Genomic DNA, 22,013 nt, shown 5'->3' with positions numbered 1-22,013 from the left:
GTTTCCCCACCTTAACTAATTTTTTTATCGACTACTTTATCGTTTGGTTGCGGAATTGCTGTACCTTCTAGTACTCTTTCAATATCTTTCTTTAAACCGAACCAATTTTTATTCGTATGTCCTGCAATCCACCATTCATCATTAACGCGTTGTATCCAAATACGGCGATGATTCCAATACATTCCTTGAATGACACCAACCATAAATATAAATCCTCCAATACCGAGAATCCAAAGCGTTAAATCTTTCCTTACAGTAAGTGCTGTTGCATTTTGCATTTCAACACCTGCGAATGACATTTTATACTTATTGTTCCCATCAGGTTCTATATTTTGCTGAATACCAACAAAACTCACTTCACCATCTGGTGTTTCAGGCGTAAACATTTTAAAGACGAATGCAGGATTGTTTGGTAATTTCGTTTTTGTGTTCGGTCTTCCACTCTCGTCAAAATAAAAATCAGGGAAATAGCTTAATAGTTCTAGAGAATAACCATTTCCTAAATCATATTTTTCTGTAGGATTCGTTAAATCAACTTTAATTGGTCCCCACTTTTGATTGTTTTCTTTATTTTGCAAATGGAAGGACATGCTTTTAAATTCACTTTCTTTATAATCCACTTGATAAATAGCAAATTGATCAAATTTCAGCGGTTCATTCACTCGAATTTCCGCTTTTTTTACCTTTTCCAATTTCGGTTTTTGTCCTGCTATATTTTCGCCGACCGCTTTATATAATACAGCATTCGTTTGGAAGTTTTTCGCAATCATTTTATCACCTACACGGTCAATTGCTTCATCAAAAACTTCCTTGTCCTTACTTTTATCATAAACTTCCTTTATAAACTTCTCATTTTTCAAATAGTATTGGCCATCCGTCCCTGGTATTTCTTTCGTTTCACCATCACGTAACCAAAGCGCTTCGTCTACGTACATACTCGGTAAAAAACGAAGCATCGCACCGAATAAAAAAATAATAAGACCGATATGATTCACATATGGACCCCAGCGTGAAAACCGTCCCTTTTCTGCTAAAACGTTTCCGTCTTCCACTTTCACATTATAGTTCGTTTTCTTTAAATTCATTTGGACTCTTTCCAAATCACCATCTTGCGGTGTACCAGTGCCGTATAATCTTTGTCTCTTTAAAAAGCTAGGGTGTCTTTTCACCCCTTGTTTTTTTAAAGCTTTATAAAGCGGAATGACACGATCTAAACTACAGATCACAAGCGAAATACCGATTGAAGCAATTAACATCATATACCACCATGAACCGTATAAATTATTAAATCCTAATTGATAGTATAATTGTCCTAAAAATCCGTATTCTTGTTTATAATATTCAGCTGGTGCAACCCCTGGAGTTATGTACATTTCTTGCGGAAAAATAGTTCCAATCGCTGATGCAGCTAAAGTGATTACAATGAGCCATACACCCACTTTTACAGAAGAGAAAAAGCTCCAAATTTTATCGACGATCGTTTTTGTTTGCGTGAGAGATCTACGAGCACTCCCCTCATAGCGCATATCCAATAGTTTTATATTTTCATTACTTTCAAATGGTTTCCCACAAGCTTCACAAAAAACAGTTCCTATTGGATTCACATGTCCACATTCACACTTAATTTCTTTCAACACTCTCACCGCCCCTGTATCTATATGTACTATTGTATATTCTAACCTCAAGTTACCGCAATACTCAGAATTTTTAAACCAGAGGCGCTATAGGCAAGCACCTCTTATGTAAAGGCTTTCTTTATTACGGAGTAATTTTCTTTAAATATCCTTCTAGCTGTTCTTTCGTTTGTTCACCTATAATTTGCTCCACTACGTTTCCATCTTTATCAATCAAAAAGCTTGTCGGTAACGGTCCTACTCCATATGTCCCTATGATCTTTGTTCCTTTATCAATAGCAACTGGGAATTTCAAATCATATTGTTTCACAAAGTTCTTAACAGCAATTTCTGTTTCATCTGCATCTAACGCAATAATTTCAACGCCTTTTTCTTTATACTTTGGATATAGTTCATTCATATAAGGCATTTCTTTCTCACAAGGTTTACACCAAGTGCCCCAAAAGTTTAAAAATACACCTTTTCCCTTTAAATCTTTTAATTCAATTTTCTTTCCTTCTAAATCCGTCACAACAAAGTTAGGTGCTTCTTTTCCAATTTGCATTTTCTCTTTATCAGCAAAAAAACCTTGATAAAGTGTAAATCCTACAGCACCGCTTAAAATGAGCAGAATAATAACGCGAAATAATAAGCGATTTTTTTTCATATTGTCTCCCCTCTCTTCGACGAGTGATGAATATATGTATTTTTTAATAAATCACCAGCGGAGCATTCCACTGGTGAAAGTTTCACAATATCGATTAGCGAGGCTTTGTAGAAGCCAATGCACGTAATTGTTTCACCTCATGTGGTGTCAATTCTCTTGCATCACCAGGTCTCAGGCTTCCTACTTCTAAGAAAGCATAGCGTTCACGCTTTAGTTTCACTACTTTACAATCTAAAGCTTCAAACATACGACGTACTTGACGGTTACGTCCTTCATGAATTGTTAATTGTACAATCGCCATTTCCTTACGCTTGTCCCAAGAAATAATCTTCACACGAGCTGGTGCTGTTTTTCCGTCTTCTAGTGCAACACCACGTTCTAACATGCGAATTTTCTCACCTGTTAGTGGACCTTTTATTTTTGCAACATATGTTTTTTCAACTTTATATCTAGGGTGCATTAATACGTTTGCAAAGTCCCCATCGTTTGTCATTAATAATACGCCAGACGTATCATAATCTAAGCGTCCGATTGGGAATAAACGTTGTGTAATCTCTGGGAAAAAGTCTGTTACAACATTTCTTCCTTTATCATCTGATACACTTGAAATTACGCCAGTTGGTTTATATAGTAAAAAATAAACAGGTTCTTCTTTTTCAAGAGGGATGTTATTTACTTCTACTTTATCTTGAGGAGTTACTTTCGTTCCTAACTCCTTCACTATTTTTCCATTAACTTTCACTTTTCCTTGCTGAATTAATTCCTCAGCCTTTCTTCTCGATGCAATACCTGCTTGCGCAATCACTTTTTGTAATCGTTCCATTTCTTTTTTTCACCTCGAATTTATCTTACCTTACATTAGAAAGACTTGGCAACCGCATACGCTTGACGGCTTTTCGCTTCATCTTACTTAAACAACATAGCGATGATAATAAACATATAAAGGTCAAATCATGTTTTTACCTTTTATTATTGTCCATTTTTTTCATATTGCTCACAATAAAAGTTCATCATTTTGTCAAAAATACCGCATAAAAAAACCACTATTAAGCAGCACCTTAATAGTGGTCGTATACATATTATAAGCGAAATAGCATAAAAAATGAATAGTATTACTTAAACATTAAAGAAACAAACACAATTGAACAAATAATTCCAATCAAATCGGCAAAAAGTCCTACTTTTAATGCATCTCCCATTTTTCTAATTCCAACAGCTCCGAAGTATACTGTTAAAATATAAAAAGTCGTATCTGTACTCCCTTGCATCGTAGAAGCCAATCTTCCAATAAACGAGTCTGGCCCATATGTGGCAATTAAATCGGTCGTTATACTTAAACCAGCAGAGCCTGAAATAGGGCGTATAAGTGCTAGTGGAACAATTTCTGCTGGGACATGAATTAAATCTAATATCGGCTTCATTACTGATATCATTGCATCTAATGCACCTGAAGCCCGAAATATAGAAATAGATACGAGCATTCCAACCATAAACGGTAAAATAGAGATCGCAATTTGAATCCCTTCTTTTCCTCCCTCAACGAAAGATTCATACGTCGGAACTTTCTTTATCGTTCCATATAAAAGGATAAAACCGATTACACAAGGGATTACCCATAATGATATCGTATTGACAATACTCATTTTTTCCGCCCCTTCCTACTCCTTCTTCGGTAAAAATAGCGATCAATCCAAATCGCTCCGATCATAGAGAGTACTTGTGCAATGAATGTTACCCCAACAATTTCAGTAGGATTCGCTGATTCATACGTCATTCGAATCGAAATGACAGTAGTAGGAATTAAAGTAATCGCTGATGTATTTAACGCGAGAAAAGTCACCATAGAACGGCTCGCCGAATCCTTCCCTCCGTTTAACTCTTTCAATTGTTCCATCGCTTTAATACCAAGAGGGGTCGCTGCATTACCTAATCCAAAAAAGTTTGCCATCATATTCGATAAAATAAATCCCATTGACGGATGATCTTTCGGTATTTCTGGAAATAACCTTTTTACTATCGGCATAAAAAGTGACACTAACTTTTTTAGCAATCCTGCTTCCTCTGCAATTTTCATTAAGCCGAGCCAAAATACTAAAACACTAATAAGTCCTATACAAATTGTTACTGCATCTTTTGCCCCGTCAAATACGGCTTTATTTATTGCTTCCATCGTTCCATTTATCATGGCATATACAATCCCTATGACCGCCATCGCTACCCATACGAGATTAACCATCGCTCCCAACACCTATCATATGAGAAAAAATTTCTTTCACATTATTCCAGTACATTCCCGTTGTAGCTACTAACTTTCGTTTACTATAAAATAAATTCCGTTCTCCAACTTTCTCATTGCCAACATAAATTTCTGTCTTTCCAACCTTTACGCCATCTTTAAGTTTTGCACTTTTATCGAGTTCAACTTTTAATACGACATTCTTTCTTTCCTGCTCAGTTAAAGGCACCGCAAAATTATTTTTCGTGTAAACATGATTGGCATATTTCTTTTCAGTAATTTCAGCAAGAGCTCCTTGTCCTACAACGTTCGTTTGCTTGAAACGATCAAAACCTTTATCAAATAAATTCATATGATCATCCCAATCACTAGAAGCGCTCAAAGTTACGACAATTAAATCTAGTCCATCTTTTGTTGCTGTTGTAACAAGCGTCCGTCCTGCTTTCTTCGTAAATCCTGTTTTTCCTCCTGTTGCAAATTCATAATAAGACGTCACAAGTTTATGTTTGTTTTTCCACGGATAATCCCACGAATCTGATTTATACGTTTTTGTCCCAAAAATCTTCTTAAAGGTTTCGTTCCCCATTGCATACTTCGTTAAAAGTGCCATATCATAGGCCGACGAATAATGGGATCCATCTCCATCCAAACCATGTGGGTTTGAAAAGTGAGTATCTTTCATTCCAATTTGTTTCGCCTTTTCATTCATTAAATATACAAACCCTTCTATACTCCCTCCTACATTTTCAGCAATTACTTGTGCTGCATCATTACCAGATCTAAGCATGAGTCCGTATACTAAATCCTCTAACTTTACTTTCTGTCCAGGCTTCAAATAAATTGCTGATCCTTCTACTCTCACTGCTTCATTACTAACCGAGACCATTTCTTTCATTTTTCCTGATTCAGCAGCTAACAAGGCAGTCATAATTTTTGTTATACTAGCAATTTTTTGTGGCTCATGTTCTGCTTTTCCGTATAATACACGTCCAGAATGTTGCTCCATTAATACAGCATTACGAGCACTGACATTGCTGTTCATCTTTGCATATGTAGGAATTGGCATAACGCTTACATACATAATAAGAAGCGTAATGATTACACAAATTCGTCTCATATTTCCCCCCACGTCCTTTTGGCACTTTTTGTACAAGTGTATGCTTGGCCTTTTAAAATATGAACGAAATCTCCTTCTCTTCTCAATAAAGAAAAACTTTAATTAGTTAGGGCTTTGTCCATCCTCCACTGATTAATAGTCCTTAATATTCGGGCGTTTACGGGATAAAAAAGACGCATACAATATGCGTCTAATACGGTGTCCATTCAATTTGTTTTGCACTTTCAAATCTTTTTTCTACATCAGGCCAATTTACAACATGCCACCAGTTTTTTATATATTCATCTTTACGATTTTGATATTGTAAATAATACGCATGTTCCCACACGTCTAGTACAAGGAGCGGTATCGTATCCCATTGTGTAAATAATTGATGAAGTGTACTCTGCAAAATTTCTAACCTTCCAGATCGTGGCACCCAAACGAGAATCGCCCATCCTGACCCTTCCACTTTAGAAGCTGCTTCAGTAAAATGTTTTTGAAAACGTAAAAAGCTCCCAAAATCTTGTTCAATCTGTTGTGAAAAAGCCCCCCTTGGACTTCCGCCACCATCTTTTTTCATGTTATTCCAAAATATTGTGTGCAGGTAATGACCCGATCCATGAAAAGCCGCTTCTCTTTCCCAATGCTTAATCAAATCAAATTGATTCGTTTTTCTCGCTTCCTCCATCTTCTTCTCCGCTTTATTTAACCCTTCTACGTAACTACGATGATGTTTATCATGGTGTAACATCATAATTTCTCTAGAAATATACGGTTCTAACGCATTATATGGATACGGTAATGGTGGAAGTGTATGCCCTCCAATTGGAACAGCTCGTTCACTATCCCCTCTTTCATATAATTCATATTCCTCTTCACCCTGTACAAATACTTCCTGCAAATGATGCTGAATATGTTCTACATCATCACTTATTTCATACATAAACTCTGCATCTGTGTCGTACTCATGTTCTTTCATACGGTCTAATAACGTTTGAATTTTATAAGCAAGCATATGGACATCATACACTTCCATTGCACGGCTATCTAATACGTGAAGAACACTTTCACACCAGCTTTCTACTTCATGAAAGTAATCTGTAAATACACCTTGCTGACTCATGTTACACCTCCTTAATGCTATCCCCTTAAATATATTCAAAGGAAATCCCTTATATAACTGTACAAAAGGAAAAGAAGCTAAGTCCCCTTAGCTTCTTTTTCGCAATTAATATTTGTGTAACATCTTTGTTTGGTAATCCGTCTCATAATATTCTAGTTCTTCACGCATCAATTGAAATTTACCTTCTAAATTCTTCATTACTTGCTCTATAGATGCAGGTGGCGTTTGTTGAAACACGATGGAGTTTTTCCCTGTATAGGCAGACCGACTATTTTCATACCAATGATCACTCTTTGGTGAAAAAAACTCTGCAATTACTTGATGATAAATTTTATATAAAATTTTTTCAGCTGCTGTTTTTCGAAATGGCTGGCTATTCAACAAAACAAAACATGCATCATGTCCTTCTTCACAAAAAACGAGAAGACGCCTTATTGATGCTAATAACCCTTTATAATATTGCTCGTTCCCTGCCGGTGCCTCTTCTAATAAAGAAGGCAACGTATGATAATTTACATAATTGGTTATCAAAGTAATAACATCTTCTAAAAACATAGAAACTTGTTCTGTTTGATTTTCAACCATCAGATTAGACATTTTTTCCCTCTCCTTTGCCATTTCACGCTATTTCTACTCTTTTATTTTTATGTAATTCAGCCAATATTTCTTGTACTTTCACCACTGTTCCCTCATCAAAATATTGTCGGAATTCTTCTATAGTATTTAAATATAAACGTTTTCGCATGCGATGCTCATTCTCTTTCACTAAACAACATATCGCTACAATATCCCGCAAATATATGTCTTGTTCTTCTACTTTACATACTGGATTTCCTTCAAAAGGAGTAATTTCTAGTAAAACTTCTTCAAAATATCGAACGTATAAAACAGAAAAAGTTCTCTCTTTATCATTTAATATATATGTCACTTCAGATCTATTAAAAAAATCTTCTGATGTATTAGGTTTTGCTTTCTCTAACTCATATCCCGCATAACCTATTATAATCATCTACTTCCCCTCTCTTCCTTCTTTCATTTCATTTTAACTTAATCTTCTGACAAACGAAATACTCTTTCAAATATAATCCTTATAAAAAATAGCTTCCCCATACAGGAATTTACCTTTTTATTTTTCTTGAAGTTTGTCATAATAATATTATTGTCTCAGTTTTCTTATACAAGGAGAGTTGTATTTATGTCGTTTTCATGGAAACGTTTCTTACAAATCGGGAAAATTATCTTCCCATTTGTTGTATTAACAATTGTATTCTTTCAAGCAAAAAAAGAATTAGCAGGCATTTCTTTTTTAGAAGCAATCGATACAATTAAAAACATTCCCACCGGAGGAGTCTTTTTAGCAATTACACTTGGCGCATTTGCCGTATCGACAATGTTCTTTTATGACTATGTTATGCTTCGTTATTTAAAAGCTGATATACCAGTCCAAAAGATTTTCCGCATCTCATGGATTGCTAATACTTTAAATGGCTTTATCGGATTTGGTGGTCTCGTTGGAGCTGGTGTACGCACAATGCTTTATCGTCCATACATAAAAGAAAATGGCAAACTTATTAAAAGTATCGCCTGGATGACAACTGCTTTTATTAACGGATTAGCCATTCTTTCATTCCTCGGCCTGATTGGAATATTAGACACAAGTTTTATTTTGCATGAAAAACCGTGGCTATGGCCTGTTCTTATCTTTTTCGCTCTTTTCGTCCCTATATATATTGGCTTTTCTAAACTAAAAAATAGAAAAACAAAGCAAACTGAAGGACAAGAAGAAGGAGAAGAGAAAAACCCAACTGTTTTATACTCATTAGTTTCATTAGTTGAGTGGGTATCTGCTGGTATTGTTATGTACGTCATATTAATATTATTTGGTATCGACATCGAATTTCAAAAGTTTTTAGGTGTGTATGTAATCGCTGCTTTAGCTGGCGTTGTTAGTCTTGTGCCTGGTGGACTTGGTTCATTTGATCTTGTTTTTTTAACTGGACTCGGACAGTACGGCATTGATACAGGTGTATTACTACCTGCTATGTTATTATATCGCCTCGTCTATTACATTTTACCTTTCTGCCTTGGCCTTATTTTTGCAGCTTTTGAAATGACAGGTGTAGCCATTAAAAAGTTTGAAGATAAACCTTTTATTGCGCCTGCATTAGAAACAACTGGTGTTATATGGACTTTGCAGCGTGACTTTCTAGGAAAGCTTGGTTCATGGGCATCTGCTGCTTTAACAGTATTTGCTGGACTAATGGTTATTTTATCGACCATTCTACCGACAAGTATAAACAGAGCACACGCCTTACATATTCTAGCTCCAAAACATCTTATTCAATTTTCTTTTAGCTTATCACTAACATTCGGTATTCTCCTCCTAATCCTTTCACGTGGGATATATTATGGAACAAAACGCTCTTATTATATGACGATTGTTTCTTTAATTGGAGCGGCTATCTTTAATACACTAAAAGGAATTGATATTGAAGAAACGTTTATTTTATTAATCGTACTCGCGGTACTATATATGCTTCGAAAAAGATTTGTGCGCGAGAAAATGGAAGTCTCACTTTCTGATATGGTAAAAGTTTTTATATTCTTACTTGTAACGTTATATTTATATAAAAACTTAGGTATTTTATTTGCAGGTGCAAAAGAAGCTTTCAAACCTGATTTTGTCGTTCGTAATATTACGCAAGTGAAACGAAGTGCATTAGCAGCTGCCTTTTTCGTTCCTACCTTTTTACTGATTGGCTCACTCATTGCCAATCGTTATCGAAATGAATTTCCCGGGCAACCAGCTAATGACAAAAGGTTACAAAACTTTTTAGATGAACATAACGGAAATGTACTTAGTCATTTAGGATTTTTAGGTGATAAACAATTCTTCTTCAGTAGTGATGGGAAAGCACTCCTTCTCTTCTCCATAACTGGAAAACGTCTTGTTGTATTAGGCGATCCAATTGGTGACCCTTCCTCCTATCGTACTGTGTTACAAGAGTTTTTAGCTGAAGCTGATCGATTTGGATACATTTGTGTATTTTATCAAATCGAAAGTAAATGGATGAGTTTATATCATGATTTTGGTTATAACTTCTTTAAACTTGGTGAAGAAGCTGTCGTTGATTTAAATACATTTACAATAACAGGAAAGAAACGCGCTGGTATGCGAGCGACTTTCAATCGTTTTGAAAGAGAAGGCTATACATTCTCTATTCATCAGCCGCCATTCTCAGACGAATTATTTGAAGAGTTACGGAAAGTTTCTGATGCATGGCTCGGTGGAAAAAAAGAGAAAGGTTTTTCACTCGGATACTTCGATCGTGAATATATTAGCCGTGCTCCTATCGCTACATTATCTGATGCGGATGGAAAGATTATCGCATTCACAACCTTTATGCCCGTATATCAAGACGGATCATTGTCTGTTGATTTAATGCGATATTATCCAGATGCACCTAGCGGCATTATGGATGCAATTTTCATCCACCTATTCCAGTGGGCAAAAGAAAATGAATATCATTCCTTTAATATTGGTATGGCACCACTTTCAAATGTAGGTTTATCGACACAATCTTTCTGGTCTGAACGGGTTGCTGCTGCCATCTTTAATAATGTTCGATATACGTATAGTTTCAGCGGGTTACGACATTTTAAAGAAAAATATAAACCAGCATGGAGCGGTAAATATTTGGCATTTAGAAAGAATCATTCTTTACCACTTACAATGCTCTCTGTTACAAAATTAATAGGAAAAAGAAAAAACAGCTAAAGATCTAGCTGTTTTTTCTTTTTTGAACTTGTACAATAAATTCTTTTTCATATTTCTTACCATTTATATAGAAATCCCCCCATATTTTATACGTTCCTTCACTAGGAAATGTAATACGATATTGTAATTGCTCATCTGTATCAACAGGTATTGCGTATAAAAAATTTTCCCTCGTTTCGTCCACGATATAGAGCGCCTCTACTTCTCCCCTCTCTGAATGTAATTTCAATTTTTCACCCTTTTTCGCTTGGAATTGAAATGTTAACGTCGCTGGTTCATTTGGATGCAAGGCACCAAATAAAAGAGAAACTTCATACTCCCCTATTTTTTTTGTAAGTACACTATCGATTGGAAATTTTACTTTTTTCTTATTTTTCTCGTCCATTTCTTTCCCAAAATCTTTCTTCGCAAATGATTGCACAGACTTATTTTTGTCTTCATATAAAAATATTGTATACCCTTCATCTTTCGCTATTTTAGAAGATACCTTATATGATCCATTCCCTGCGAATGTAGGTTTCATTTGTTGTACATGTTTTAATTGTCCGTCTACAATAATTGCCCGAATTTGATCATTCACACCACGAACTTCATTATTTTTATTATTTAATAATTGAAACGAAATATTTACCTTCTCATTTCCTTTTCCATTTGACACATCCCATTTTACTTCCTGAACATCACCTACAGTCTCTGTAGTTTCCTGATACTTTTTTATGTAAAATCCTCCTACTACAATAAATAGTAAAGCAACAAGTCCAATGACAAGATTTTTCAAAACATCACCTACCATATTTATTGTCTCTGTTCATACAAAACTTCTTACATATATATTCTAGATTATGATTTATGAAATCCTCCTGCTTTGCACATATTACAAATAATAAAAAGATTTTAATTGAAAGGATTCGTAGTGTATAATGCAAATGATATTGATTTCTATCAATACATTATAAGGAGGACTTTTCATGAGTGTACATATCGAAGCAAAACAAGGCGAAATTGCTGAATCTATTCTATTACCAGGTGATCCATTACGTGCAAAATATATTGCTGAAACATTTCTAGAGGACGTTACTTGCTATAATAACGTGCGTGGTATGTTAGGTTTCACTGGAACTTATAAAGGAAAACGTGTATCTGTTCAAGGTACAGGTATGGGTGTTCCTTCTATTTCTATTTATGTAAACGAATTGATCCAAAGCTACGGAGTTAAAAATTTAATTCGCGTTGGAACTTGCGGTGCCATTCAAAAAGACGTAAAAGTACGTGACGTTATTATTGCAATGACAGCTTGTACGGATTCTAATATGAACCGTTTAACATTCCCTGGTTTTGATTTTGCACCAGCTGCAAACTTCGACCTTTTAAAGAAAGCTTACGATGCTGGAACTGAAAAAGGCTTACACGTTCGTGTTGGTAACGTTTTAACAGCAGATGTATTTTACCGTGAAAGCATGGACATGGTTAAAAAACTTGGAGATTACGGTGTACTAGCAGTAGAAATGGAAACAACTGCTCTTTACACATTAGCAGCGAAATACGGTGTAAATGCGTTATCTGTATTAACAGTAAGCGATCATATCTTCACTGGTGAAGAAACTACATCAGAAGAGCGTCAAACTACATTTAACGAAATGATTGAAATCGCTTTAGATGCAGCAATTCAACAATAATACATTAAAGAACTCGTCATACGTCTGTCGAGTTCTTTTTATGTGACTTTTTATTAAAAACTACTTTCGGAAGAGACAGATTTTCTCCTCTACTTTTTTGTAACGTTTGTTATAATAAAGTAATCATTTACAGTATTTCTCACAAGAGGTGACGCAGTGAAAAACAGAAGTATCGTCTTTAAACTATTTTTATTAACATCAACATTATTTACAATCATATTCCTCCTTTTTTTCCTAGGACAATCTCTATTTTTAGAGAAATTTTATATTAATAAAAAAGTAAAAACAGTTCAAACTGCTTTTGAGAAGTTCGTAGATACGTACGAAAAAAGTGGGAAAAGTTATGAAGAAATTCGAAAACTAAAACAAGAATTTCATGATAAAACAAATGCTGACATGCAATTTTTAAATACGAATGGCATTATTAAAAGCGACAACAATTACTACATTGATGTATTTAACCCTAAAAATAATGAAACATATTCCATTCCGCTCAATAATCTTTTAACACCCGAAGAATATAAGAAATTCGAAAACTTAGGATTGAAAAAAGACGATGTGATAAACGTCGTCGGTTTGCTACAAAACAAAACAATAACACCAATAAAATTGACAACAAATTATAATCGATGGCAAAACGAATATACCAATTCAGATTTTTCATCTATTAATGGTAACCCTTCTAAAAATAGACTTACAAACCGATACAAAACTGTTACTCAAATTGAGTTTACTGGTACTATATCTAAGTTACAGCTTCCAACGAAAGCCGAGGTTCGTCTTGCAAATGATATTGAAACATTACAAGCCGTTCAATATTTTGCAGAGCTTATTAGAAATGGCACTGCTAACTCGCAGCAATTAAACACTTATATAATAGATAGCGGGGAGAATATAAAGAATAGTATCTTTGTAAAACCTATTATCGAAAATGGAGAGATTAAAGAATATGCTTTTGCGATAGCATCCTTGCAACCTGTTAATGAAGCGATGCTCGTTTTGAAAGATTATTATGTCTATGCCTTAATCATCGTATTTCTCGTAATTATTTTGTTATCCTTCTACTACTCAAAAATCATTGTGAAACCATTAATTAAAATTAATCGCGTTACAAAGAAAATGGCCAATTTTGATTTTAGCGAGAAATTACCTGTAACAGCAGATGATGAAATTGGCGGACTTTCCGGTAGTATTAATACGTTGTCTGTAAATTTAAAAGATCGAATCGATCGATTAAATGTTGCCAATACAAAATTACAACAAGATATTGAACGTGAACGTCAATTAGAGAAAACGCGAAAAGAATTCATTTCTGGTGTATCACACGAATTAAAAACACCGCTCAGTGTAATTAGAAGTTTCGCAGAAGGAATTAAAGATGGTGTTAGTAAAGATACGACGTATTACACAGATGTTATTTTAGAAGAAACAGAAAACATGAACAGACTTATTGTTGAAATGTTAGAATTAGCAAAATTAGAATCAGGTACGTACAAACTAGATATGACGACATTCTCAATCGGTGAATTAATTCAACAAGTCTATACAAAGTTATTATTTAGCATGGAGGAAAAACATTTACAAGTGAATATAGATGTAGACCCTTCTATATTTGTGAAAGCGAATCGTAGTCGTATTGAGCAAGTGGTTGTGAACTTACTTAGCAATGCAATTCGCTATACGCCAGATGGAGAAAAAATACAAGTCTCCGTTATGGCAATGGAAGATACAGTAAAAGTCGAAATCGAAAACACAGGAAACCCTATTCCAGAAGAAAGTCTTGAAAAAATTTGGGATCGTTTCTACCGTTTAGATGCATCTCGTAGCCGTCATACTGGGGGTACTGGTCTCGGTTTATCTATTGTAAAAAACATTTTAGATCTCCACCATGCCGAATACGGCGTATATAACACGACTAATAGTGTTATATTCTACTTTAATTTACAAAAAGTAAAAGAAGTCAAATAATTTGTCTTAATTTCACTAGGAGTTCACATGAAATTCACACTCTCCCTTTATAGTAAGAAACAAGTTAATCCTTTCCTTTACACATATAAAAGAGGAGAGTGCGTGAAATGAAACAAGCAGGACAACCTATTCAAAATGAAAAACAATTAGAAACTATCAAAAATATACTTTTACAATCTTCGAAACGTGATGGCTTATTATTCGTATTAGCTGTAAATTCTGGCTTAAAAGTAAGTGAAATCTTACAATTAAAAGTTAGTGATGTAATTGATGAAAATGAAAATGTTCGCCATTCCATTTTATTTTACAATGAAAAAGTAAAGAAACATAAATGGTTTGCTGTAAATGAAGACTTACAGCACGCGATCGAAGACTACATGAAAGAACGTAAAACTTGGAAACGTAATGAACCGTTATTAAAGTCTCAAAAGGGAACAAAATCTATTACGAGACAACATGCATGGTACATTTTAAACAAAGCTGCAAAAGAAGTTGGATTAGAAGGGATTAGCTCACATACACTTCGAAAAACTTGGGGATATTGTGCATACAAATCAGGTGTTGATATCGCATTTTTACAACACTTCTTTGACCATAGTACTCCATCTAAAACTTTAAAGTATATCGGTATTGCTTAATAACTCTTATACATAAAAAAGGTTACCATTTATAAATGGTAACCTTTTTTATGTTTCACACTCTCTTTGCTTGTCTCTCCTATATTGTAGTGGTACTCTAATAGTAAGGGGGAGAAATTATGAACACATTAACAATTGAATTACCGAAAGAAACGGCTGAAAAACTTGATTTATTAAAACAAGCTTATGAAAAGAAAACAGGTGCTTCTATTTCTGAAAGTACTCTTGTTCAAACACTTATCTCAAAAGAATTTATCCAAGCGATAACTCCTTTTGATTTACAACAATTCGTCACTGGAAAAGAACAGCATTAATTGCTGTTCTTTTTTTATACTTTATCAGGGGACTGCTGGAAATCTACCTCGAAACAATTCTTTACTTCAGCCAAACTTCTATTAGGGATCTCCCTACCGTTACTATCTCATAAAAAGTTTTTTATTTATTTTTCGGAAAACTATTGACAATGATAATGATAACCATTATCATTTATTATGAAGCCAACAATTGATGAATCAACCAAACGCTCAGTAACATTGTTACCCCTCTTTTTCATATAGAAAGGCACTGTACATTCCCCCTGTTTGTACAGTGCCTTTCTTGTTTATTATCATTCAAACAAATTTAATTGCTCAGGCTTTGGCTCACCATATGTAATGTTCATCATTTTCATAAGCTGTTTCGCATTATCAACTGCATCTCCGCCTGAATTATTATTAAATAGTATATATATGTCCTTTGTCTTCTTTTTTAATTGTTCTAGTCTTTCTACCCATTCTTCTAATTCTTTATTATTGTAGCGATATAAACAGCGAACCGCTCTCCAATTTTCTCCTTTATCAAGCCAACCATGAACATTCCGGCCATGAAAACGTATTAACACCATCTCTGCATTCGTTACTTCTAATATGAGCGGTACCGAACCCATCCCTGCCTGTGGCTCATCACAAATTGTATGAATCCATTTCTCCTGTTCCAAAAACTGTAACGTCTTATCTCTCATTTCTGGATAAAACCATGTTTGATTTCGAAATTCTATCGCACACGGCAAACCTTCCATTTTTTCTTTCGTATATCGAAGAAAATCCACATTTTTCTTTTTACAATCAAACCATGGTGGATATTGAAATAAAATCGTTTTTAATTTATCAGCTTCTATTAAAGGAAGAATAGATTGTTTGTACACATCAAACATTTCATCAAACGTAGAAAAAGGGATTTCACCTTTCATATGTCCTGTCATTCCTTGATATGCTTTTACAATAAAAGAAAAATCTTTCGGTGTTTCCATTGCCCATTTTGTATAGTTTCGTGCAGGTTGCATCGCATAAAATGAACTATCCACTTCGACTATAGGAAAATACTCACTATATGTTCGTAATTTATTTCTATTTTCATAGGGGTCTATATATAAAGAATCATGATCTCCCCACCCTGTTACTCCAATGAAAAGCAAATATATTCCTCCCTTTTTAACTTCACCTTCTATCCAGTCTACTCACTTCCTGAACACTTCGACCAATCAATTTCATTAAGTAGTCCCTTCTTTAAGAGTATCCGTATAAAAATATGATATACTAGATGGAAGAATTTTTAAATTGAGGGGTTATTTATTTATGCTTCCAAACGATGATATTGTATCTCACGAAAAACGAATAGAAGAACTAGAAAATAAAGTACGTTTTTATGAAGAACTTGTGAATCAATTACCACATCATTTCACATATAAAAATCCACATATTGGTTTACAAATAAAGAAAACGAGATCGACTCATTCCATTCAAAACATACAAAAAGAGAATAAAGAGGCTGATTTTCAACTTACTTGCGACTCACTATTTTTATTTAAACAACTTGAAACATACTTTGTTCATATTTTTGATGCTTTTTCACATCATGTAACCTTTGTTGATAATAAAGGAAATATAACTTTATGTAATCAAGCTGCAGCAGATGATTTTGGTGTAGTACGAAATGATATAATTGGAAAACCAATTCAACAATTACTAAAATTGCCTGAAGAAAAAATTAAAGCTCTTGAAACATTAAGAACGGGCACTGAAATATATAATGAAGAAGTTTTAGACAAAAACTATGGCATTTTAAATAACCGAATTATTCGTGATTATAACGGAGAGATTTTTAGAGTTATTAGTGTCTTTCATTATTTAAACACAGAACGTGATGCAGAAAAATTTTCGTTAGCAGGGCGAATCGCAGCTGGTATTGCACATGAAGTACGTAATCCTCTTACAACCGTACGAGGGTATTTACAATTTTTACAAGAAACTGTTTCTCCATCTAATAAAGAACTATTTAAAAACTTACTTATTCCTGAATTAGATCGCGCAAATAGTATCATTACAAAATTTTTATCTATTTCAAAAACACGTGAATTTAAAAGAGAACCCTTTCCAATTAATACATTTTTACGTGAGTATATTCAACAGTTACTAGCTAGCGAAGTCTTTTTACATAACATTTCAATTGATTATAATTTTTCTACCGAATTAGATGATATTTTAGTTCATATTGATCGTCATGAACTTGTGCAAGTTTTTTTAAACTTATTCCAAAACGCTGTCGATGCTCAAGGAGAAAAAAAACTTTCTATCCAAATCACTAGTTACCGCCTAGATAATTTTGTTCGTATTACTTTCACTGATAATGGGACTGGTATTCCACCAGCGATTCAAGAATATATCTTTGATCCATTCTTCTCAACAAAAGATTCCGGCACAGGTTTGGGCTTGTCAGTAACGAAAAAAATTATTCAAAATCATAACGGTACATTAAAAATGACTAGTAATGAAGATGGTACTACTTTTATTATTTCAATTCCAATCTTACCTAAAACAGCCCTTGAAAGATTAAATCAATACAAATAAAATCCAATCTACTAACTGCATGTCAATTGTTAAATCCCTCAACAATTGACATGCAGTTTTTTATGTTGAACTTTTCTTCTTTACATTATATAAAACCTTCTCTATATCTTATTTATTTTTTGTTAGATGGGCCAATTTCTTATTTTTTTAGAAATGATAGTTTGTCCATCACGGATTTAGTATAAATTTCATTTTAATATATAGTAATGACTATTGATTCTATGAAAGAAAGGAATGAACAGATGAACAATAAAAATAAAGGAAAAGTATTTTATGGTAATGATTGTTGCGAAGTCAGAGCTTGCAGTCATATTAACATCTCTAAGTCCGAACTTACAGAATTTGTTAGACTCCTTCAAGCTCTTGGTCAAGCTATTCAAGCTGTCTTTCAAAACCCATCTCAAGCTAATGTCGATAACTTGATTGTTGCCCTAAATAACTTACAAAAATTCCTCAATTGCTTAGATTTGTCTCCAGCACAAAAACAAATTGGAAATTCTATTATTGCTAATCTATTAACTATTTTAAGAACAACACCTTTCTCATGCGGAGCATTGTACGTTGAGCTACAAAGCTTGCTTAATTATTTATTGTATATCGCTAAGTTATTCAAAGTAGATTGTTGTACTATTGACAAATTAGTTAGACTTATAACAGAGATCCAAACTATTGTAGTTCAATACGGATCAGGTTGCCTTGGAGGCGGAGGAGCAACAGGTGCTACTGGAGCTACTGGACCTCAAGGGGCTACTGGACCTCAAGGACCGGCGGGCGCTCAAGGCGCTACTGGACCTCAAGGACCTCAAGGTGCTCAAGGACCAGCAGGTGTTCAAGGCGCTACTGGACCTCAAGGACCTCAAGGTATTCAAGGACCAGCGGGTGCTCAAGGACCTCAAGGTATTCAAGGACCAGCGGGCGCAACAGGACCAGCGGGTACTCCAATTCCTGTAACTATCGCGGCAATCGGAAACTCAAACCCACAAACTATATCACCTGGAACAAACATCCAATTTAATCAAGTTTTCGAAATAAATAACATTAATTTTAATGACACTGCAGATACTTTAACAATTTTAGAAACAGGCGTATATGATATTAGTTTCTCAGCATCTACAACTTTCCCAGGATCTTCACCATTTGGATTCGGTATTTCATTCAATGGCCAACCACCTACTCGTAATTTCTCAACTAACGTTATCGGTAGTGCTGTTTCTTTCTCTACAATCGTTACTTTACAAGCTGGTACAACGATTTCTATACAGCCTACAGCAAACACTATTTCTATTCCTAATACAGGCGATACAACTGCAACACTATCAGTATTCCGAATTTACTAATTTTCACTCAATAAGTATTTTTATAATAATATGTATTGTTTAACCGTGCATTAAATCTCTCTTTATATAGAAAGGAGCACTTATTTGGGAGGATAAGTGCTCCTTCTTTACGTTTCTTTACCTCAAATTTACTCTATCTTAATCCTCATTTTGTATGATAAATAGTGAAGTCAAAGATATGAAAGAGGGATGAAAATGAGAGTTATGTCACTAATACGCATTTGGTTTGCTCTTATGGTATGCATTATTTTATGTGTAGGATTTTTTTTAACTCTAAAATATTCCACTATATCAAAAGCAGAGAGAAAAACTGTTCCATACAAACTTTTGTATACAAAACAAAGCAACATCCCTTATTCCAATGCTACAAAGAATGAAAAAAAAGTTATAAAAGGAATGCTTATTACGCAAGCTTCTAGTTCCGAATCCTTACTTCAAATTGCTGAAACAATTAAAGATCAGTATAAAAATAAAGAAATTGATGAAATCATGCTTTCTATCCATAATGAAAATAATGGTAATTACGAGGAAGAATTACCTTACGAACCTATTAGTAAAGGAAAAATAATCGTCACATACGATTCCGAATCCTTTGGCAGTACGAATATTATACTTAACGAGTAATATTATATATCTCAACGGATATGGATTAATAGCTAATTACGATAGACAAAAATCTCTACCGATTAAAATTTCATGTTGTTTTCATACAAAAAAAGAGGCGAATTTCTTTATTCGCCTCTTTCTTTTACCAAAATGAAGGAATCCATTCTTTCACTTTATCAAGCCACTCTTGTTGCTCTTGTTTTCGTTGTTGTTCCTCTTCTTTCCTTCTCTTCTCTTCTTCTTTTCTTCGTTTTTCCTCTTCTATTGTAGTCAATTGTTTTTTATAATCAGCCTCAGATATAAGCGATAACTGGAATGCTTTTTGAGTTGGATTTGCGTTCGCTTTTTTCATAATATCCCGGAACATTGTCGTCGTAATTTGACTCCCGCCCGGAACATAATGATCGCTATCTGTTTTATCATATCCTACCCAAATTGCACCTACCAAATCTGGTGTGTACCCAACAAACCATGAATCCTTTGCACCGGTGCTCGGGCCATTTACAATTTGAGTAGTTCCTGTCTTACCTGCCGTATCAACATTAGTAACTTTCGCCTTTTCGCCCGTCCCCTTTTCGACAACACCTTTTAATAAATATGTCATCTTTTGAGAAATTTTCTCGCTCGTCACTCGTGTCTCTTTCTTATACCACTTGCCAAGCGTTTCACCTTCAGCATTTTGTATCTCTCTAATTGCATGAGCTTCCACTTGGACACCGTCATTTGCAAATGTACTGTATGCTTGAGCCATTACAAATGGAGATGTCCCCACATGCATACCGCCTAAAGCAATCGGATACGTACGATCTTCTGGCACTAATGGAATACCAAATCGCTCTAAAGATTTCAATCCTTTATCTAATCCAATTTGCTCTAATAGCCAAACAGCTGAAACATTGTACGACTTTGCCACTGCTTCATACATTGTCACATCACCGTGAAAAGTATGATCGCTATTTTGCGGTTTATATTCTTTAATATTAAATGGTTCATCTTTTAATATGTCGTATACTTCATACCCTTGCTCTAACGCTGGTACATATACAGCCAGAGGCTTTAACGTTGAGCCAGGTTGTCTTTTTAATTGGGTTGCATGGTTAAACTGTAAAAACTGATATGGCCCTCTCCCTCCAACTAAAGCTGGTACACCACCTGTTTTTGGATTCATAAGAACTACACCTGTTTGCATAAGTTGATCTGAGCCACTATCTTTGAAATAACTATCATTATTCACAACATCTTCTACAGCCTGTTGTTTTTTCGGATCAAGCTCTGTATAAATACGATAGCCACCTGCTAAAATTTCATTTTGTGTTAATTCGTACTTATCCATCGCTTCTCTAACAATATAGTCTACATATTGAGAGTATTTCCCCTTGTATTTATCATCAACACCACGTTTTAACACAAGACCGCTCTCTTTTTCTTTATTATACTGTTCGTCAGAAATATACCCTTGCTCTTTCATTAAACTTAATACAACATTACGTCTTTCGATGGATTTATTAAAGTTTTTATAAGGTGAATACGCAGATGGTGCTTTAATTAATCCTGCAATCGTTGCAGCCTCTGAAATTGTTAAATCTTTTACATCTTTATCAAAATAAGATTTAGCTGCCCTTTTTATACCCCAAGCACCTTCACCAAAATAAATTTGATTCATATACATTTCGATAATTTCATCTTTCGTATACGTACGTTCTATTTTTTTTGTTAAAAAATATTCCTTTATTTTGCGTGAAAACGTGCGGTCTTGCGTTAGAAATACATTTTTCGCAAGTTGTTGTGTAATTGTACTTCCACCTGCTACAACTTCTCCTGCTGTAATATTTTTAAAAACTGCACTTATAATTCCACTATAGTAAATACCGTGATGGTTAAAAAACTCCTTATCTTCTACTGCAACAATTGCCTGAACCATAACATCAGGAATATCTTTCCTTTTCACACCTTCTGTTTTAGAAGAAGCTAATTTAGTCGCAACTTCATTATTTGCATCATAAATTAAGGTCGGTTGCGGAACAGCTTGTTTTAATTCAGTTATGTCTTGAATGGAAATTATTATATTTATAGCAATAAATAGAGTAGCGAGTAAACTTCCTAATACAATTAATGAATTACGAAGTTTCTTCCTCTTGTTGAACCACTCCTGCATTTTTTTTAAGTGAGTGTTCTTCAATTTCATTCGTTCACTTCCTTCGTTTGTTTACACTCTTCTTTTCAAAAGGAAGAATATACCTCCTTTTAAATTTATTATAATAACGTAGTCTTTCCTATAGTGTAAAGCTTTTCTTTCACATTCATACTTTTTGCAAGAAAAGGACATTCTACAAGTAAGATATTCATTATTGATTATTAATATTATTAATACAACAATGAGAGTTATG

20 protein-coding genes are annotated in these 22,013 nt (G+C 34.4%); 8 read left to right on the top strand and 12 right to left on the bottom strand.

The window, feature by feature from the left end; genetic code table 11:
* Positions 1-11: 11 nt before the first annotated feature.
* The 9 genes from resB to ACYVEC_RS09605 all read right to left on the bottom strand — a co-directional run bounded on the left by resB (position 12) and on the right by ACYVEC_RS09605 (position 7,747).
* Entirely contained in the window at positions 12-1,637 is a 1,626-nt protein-coding gene (resB, locus tag ACYVEC_RS09645; protein WP_098557125.1) for a cytochrome c biogenesis protein ResB, read from the bottom strand.
* A gap of 121 nt (positions 1,638-1,758) precedes the next feature.
* Positions 1,759-2,280 (bottom strand): thiol-disulfide oxidoreductase ResA, encoded by a 522-nt coding sequence (resA, locus tag ACYVEC_RS09640; RefSeq protein WP_063224408.1) that lies wholly within the window; start codon positions 2,278-2,280, stop codon positions 1,759-1,761.
* A gap of 94 nt (positions 2,281-2,374) precedes the next feature.
* A complete protein-coding gene (gene rluB / locus ACYVEC_RS09635) occupies positions 2,375-3,103 on the bottom strand; it encodes a 23S rRNA pseudouridine(2605) synthase RluB (protein ID WP_063224409.1) in 729 nt (242 codons plus the stop codon).
* Between the two features lie 289 nt (positions 3,104-3,392).
* Positions 3,393-3,923, bottom strand: coding sequence for a spore maturation protein SpmB (gene spmB, locus ACYVEC_RS09630; RefSeq protein WP_098557124.1), 531 nt, complete (start codon positions 3,921-3,923; stop codon positions 3,393-3,395).
* Positions 3,920-4,516, bottom strand: a complete 597-nt coding sequence (spmA, locus tag ACYVEC_RS09625; protein ID WP_000247806.1) for a spore maturation protein SpmA — start codon at positions 4,514-4,516, stop codon at positions 3,920-3,922. Before spmA ends, spmB begins: the two co-directional genes overlap by 4 nt.
* Positions 4,509-5,633, bottom strand: coding sequence for a D-alanyl-D-alanine carboxypeptidase DacB (gene dacB / locus ACYVEC_RS09620; protein ID WP_063224411.1), 1,125 nt, complete (start codon positions 5,631-5,633; stop codon positions 4,509-4,511). Before dacB ends, spmA begins: the two co-directional genes overlap by 8 nt.
* Positions 5,634-5,823: 190 nt before the next feature.
* On the bottom strand, positions 5,824-6,738 hold the full coding sequence (locus ACYVEC_RS09615) for a superoxide dismutase (RefSeq protein ID WP_063224412.1): 915 nt from the start codon (positions 6,736-6,738) through the stop codon (positions 5,824-5,826).
* A 105-nt stretch (positions 6,739-6,843) separates the two neighbouring features.
* On the bottom strand, positions 6,844-7,335 hold the full coding sequence (locus ACYVEC_RS09610) for a YpuI family protein (RefSeq protein ID WP_063224413.1): 492 nt from the start codon (positions 7,333-7,335) through the stop codon (positions 6,844-6,846).
* Between the two features lie 22 nt (positions 7,336-7,357).
* On the bottom strand, positions 7,358-7,747 hold the full coding sequence (locus ACYVEC_RS09605) for a hypothetical protein (protein WP_063224414.1): 390 nt from the start codon (positions 7,745-7,747) through the stop codon (positions 7,358-7,360).
* A 186-nt stretch (positions 7,748-7,933) separates the two neighbouring features.
* Between ACYVEC_RS09605 and mprF the strand changes: the two genes are divergently transcribed.
* Positions 7,934-10,516 (top strand): bifunctional lysylphosphatidylglycerol flippase/synthetase MprF, encoded by a 2,583-nt coding sequence (gene mprF, locus ACYVEC_RS09600; RefSeq protein WP_063224415.1) that lies wholly within the window; start codon positions 7,934-7,936, stop codon positions 10,514-10,516.
* Positions 10,517-10,520: 4 nt separating this feature from the next.
* Here the strand turns inward: mprF and ACYVEC_RS09595 are convergent, their stop codons facing one another.
* Positions 10,521-11,309, bottom strand: coding sequence for a hypothetical protein (locus tag ACYVEC_RS09595; protein WP_199677584.1), 789 nt, complete (start codon positions 11,307-11,309; stop codon positions 10,521-10,523).
* Between the two features lie 175 nt (positions 11,310-11,484).
* On the opposite strand from ACYVEC_RS09595, the gene deoD reads away from it, so the two are divergent.
* The 4 genes from deoD (at position 11,485) to ACYVEC_RS09575 (ending at position 15,112) form a co-directional block, all read left to right on the top strand.
* Positions 11,485-12,192, top strand: coding sequence for a purine-nucleoside phosphorylase (gene deoD / locus ACYVEC_RS09590; protein WP_000110707.1), 708 nt, complete (start codon positions 11,485-11,487; stop codon positions 12,190-12,192).
* A gap of 156 nt (positions 12,193-12,348) precedes the next feature.
* Entirely contained in the window at positions 12,349-14,160 is a 1,812-nt protein-coding gene (locus ACYVEC_RS09585) for a sensor histidine kinase (protein ID WP_275719501.1), read from the top strand.
* Between the two features lie 107 nt (positions 14,161-14,267).
* Positions 14,268-14,798: a tyrosine-type recombinase/integrase gene (locus ACYVEC_RS09580; RefSeq protein ID WP_000806236.1), complete on the top strand. Its 531-nt coding sequence runs from the start codon at positions 14,268-14,270 to the stop codon at positions 14,796-14,798.
* A 119-nt stretch (positions 14,799-14,917) separates the two neighbouring features.
* Positions 14,918-15,112, top strand: a complete 195-nt coding sequence (locus ACYVEC_RS09575) for a DUF3924 domain-containing protein (protein ID WP_001094861.1) — start codon at positions 14,918-14,920, stop codon at positions 15,110-15,112.
* Between the two features lie 293 nt (positions 15,113-15,405).
* Here ACYVEC_RS09575 and ACYVEC_RS09570 read toward each other — a convergent pair whose 3' ends face one another.
* Positions 15,406-16,251 carry a DUF72 domain-containing protein gene (locus ACYVEC_RS09570; RefSeq protein ID WP_063224418.1) on the bottom strand — a complete coding sequence of 282 codons (846 nt, stop codon included), beginning with the start codon at positions 16,249-16,251 and terminating at the stop codon, positions 15,406-15,408.
* 160 nt (positions 16,252-16,411) lie between these two features.
* On the opposite strand from ACYVEC_RS09570, the gene ACYVEC_RS09565 reads away from it, so the two are divergent.
* The 3 genes from ACYVEC_RS09565 to ACYVEC_RS09555 all read left to right on the top strand — a co-directional run bounded on the left by ACYVEC_RS09565 (position 16,412) and on the right by ACYVEC_RS09555 (position 19,644).
* A complete protein-coding gene (locus ACYVEC_RS09565) occupies positions 16,412-17,683 on the top strand; it encodes an ATP-binding protein (protein ID WP_063224419.1) in 1,272 nt (423 codons plus the stop codon).
* Positions 17,684-17,925: 242 nt separating this feature from the next.
* Entirely contained in the window at positions 17,926-19,020 is a 1,095-nt protein-coding gene (locus ACYVEC_RS09560; RefSeq protein ID WP_460506237.1) for a Gly-Xaa-Xaa repeat protein, read from the top strand.
* Positions 19,021-19,215: 195 nt separating this feature from the next.
* On the top strand, positions 19,216-19,644 hold the full coding sequence (locus ACYVEC_RS09555; RefSeq protein ID WP_199677586.1) for a hypothetical protein: 429 nt from the start codon (positions 19,216-19,218) through the stop codon (positions 19,642-19,644).
* A gap of 124 nt (positions 19,645-19,768) precedes the next feature.
* On the opposite strand, the gene ACYVEC_RS09550 is transcribed toward ACYVEC_RS09555, so the two are convergent.
* A complete protein-coding gene (locus tag ACYVEC_RS09550; protein WP_098555527.1) occupies positions 19,769-21,811 on the bottom strand; it encodes a transglycosylase domain-containing protein in 2,043 nt (680 codons plus the stop codon).
* Positions 21,812-22,013 lie beyond the last annotated feature (202 nt).

Source organism: Bacillus sp. MN7755 (assembly GCF_054771475.1).
This window is presented reverse-complemented; position numbering and strand designations above follow the sequence as displayed.

What these genes read in the sequence shown, in the direction of transcription:
- ACYVEC_RS09550 (WP_098555527.1), bottom strand. Translation starts at nt 21,811, where the DNA reads ATGAAATTGAAGAACACTCACTTAAAAAAAATGCAGGAGTGGTTCAAC.
- ACYVEC_RS09565 (WP_063224419.1), top strand. Translation starts at nt 16,412, where the DNA reads ATGCTTCCAAACGATGATATTGTATCTCACGAAAAACGAATAGAAGAA.
- dacB (WP_063224411.1), bottom strand. Translation starts at nt 5,633, where the DNA reads ATGAGACGAATTTGTGTAATCATTACGCTTCTTATTATGTATGTAAGC.
- ACYVEC_RS09610 (WP_063224413.1), bottom strand. Translation starts at nt 7,335, where the DNA reads ATGTCTAATCTGATGGTTGAAAATCAAACAGAACAAGTTTCTATGTTT.
- deoD (WP_000110707.1), top strand. Translation starts at nt 11,485, where the DNA reads ATGAGTGTACATATCGAAGCAAAACAAGGCGAAATTGCTGAATCTATT.
- rluB (WP_063224409.1), bottom strand. Translation starts at nt 3,103, where the DNA reads ATGGAACGATTACAAAAAGTGATTGCGCAAGCAGGTATTGCATCGAGA.
- ACYVEC_RS09595 (WP_199677584.1), bottom strand. Translation starts at nt 11,309, where the DNA reads ATGGTAGGTGATGTTTTGAAAAATCTTGTCATTGGACTTGTTGCTTTA.
- ACYVEC_RS09555 (WP_199677586.1), top strand. Translation starts at nt 19,216, where the DNA reads ATGAGAGTTATGTCACTAATACGCATTTGGTTTGCTCTTATGGTATGC.
- ACYVEC_RS09560 (WP_460506237.1), top strand. Translation starts at nt 17,926, where the DNA reads ATGAACAATAAAAATAAAGGAAAAGTATTTTATGGTAATGATTGTTGC.
- mprF (WP_063224415.1), top strand. Translation starts at nt 7,934, where the DNA reads ATGTCGTTTTCATGGAAACGTTTCTTACAAATCGGGAAAATTATCTTC.
- ACYVEC_RS09580 (WP_000806236.1), top strand. Translation starts at nt 14,268, where the DNA reads ATGAAACAAGCAGGACAACCTATTCAAAATGAAAAACAATTAGAAACT.
- spmB (WP_098557124.1), bottom strand. Translation starts at nt 3,923, where the DNA reads ATGAGTATTGTCAATACGATATCATTATGGGTAATCCCTTGTGTAATC.
- spmA (WP_000247806.1), bottom strand. Translation starts at nt 4,516, where the DNA reads ATGGTTAATCTCGTATGGGTAGCGATGGCGGTCATAGGGATTGTATAT.
- ACYVEC_RS09575 (WP_001094861.1), top strand. Translation starts at nt 14,918, where the DNA reads ATGAACACATTAACAATTGAATTACCGAAAGAAACGGCTGAAAAACTT.
- ACYVEC_RS09615 (WP_063224412.1), bottom strand. Translation starts at nt 6,738, where the DNA reads ATGAGTCAGCAAGGTGTATTTACAGATTACTTTCATGAAGTAGAAAGC.
- ACYVEC_RS09605 (WP_063224414.1), bottom strand. Translation starts at nt 7,747, where the DNA reads ATGATTATAATAGGTTATGCGGGATATGAGTTAGAGAAAGCAAAACCT.
- resA (WP_063224408.1), bottom strand. Translation starts at nt 2,280, where the DNA reads ATGAAAAAAAATCGCTTATTATTTCGCGTTATTATTCTGCTCATTTTA.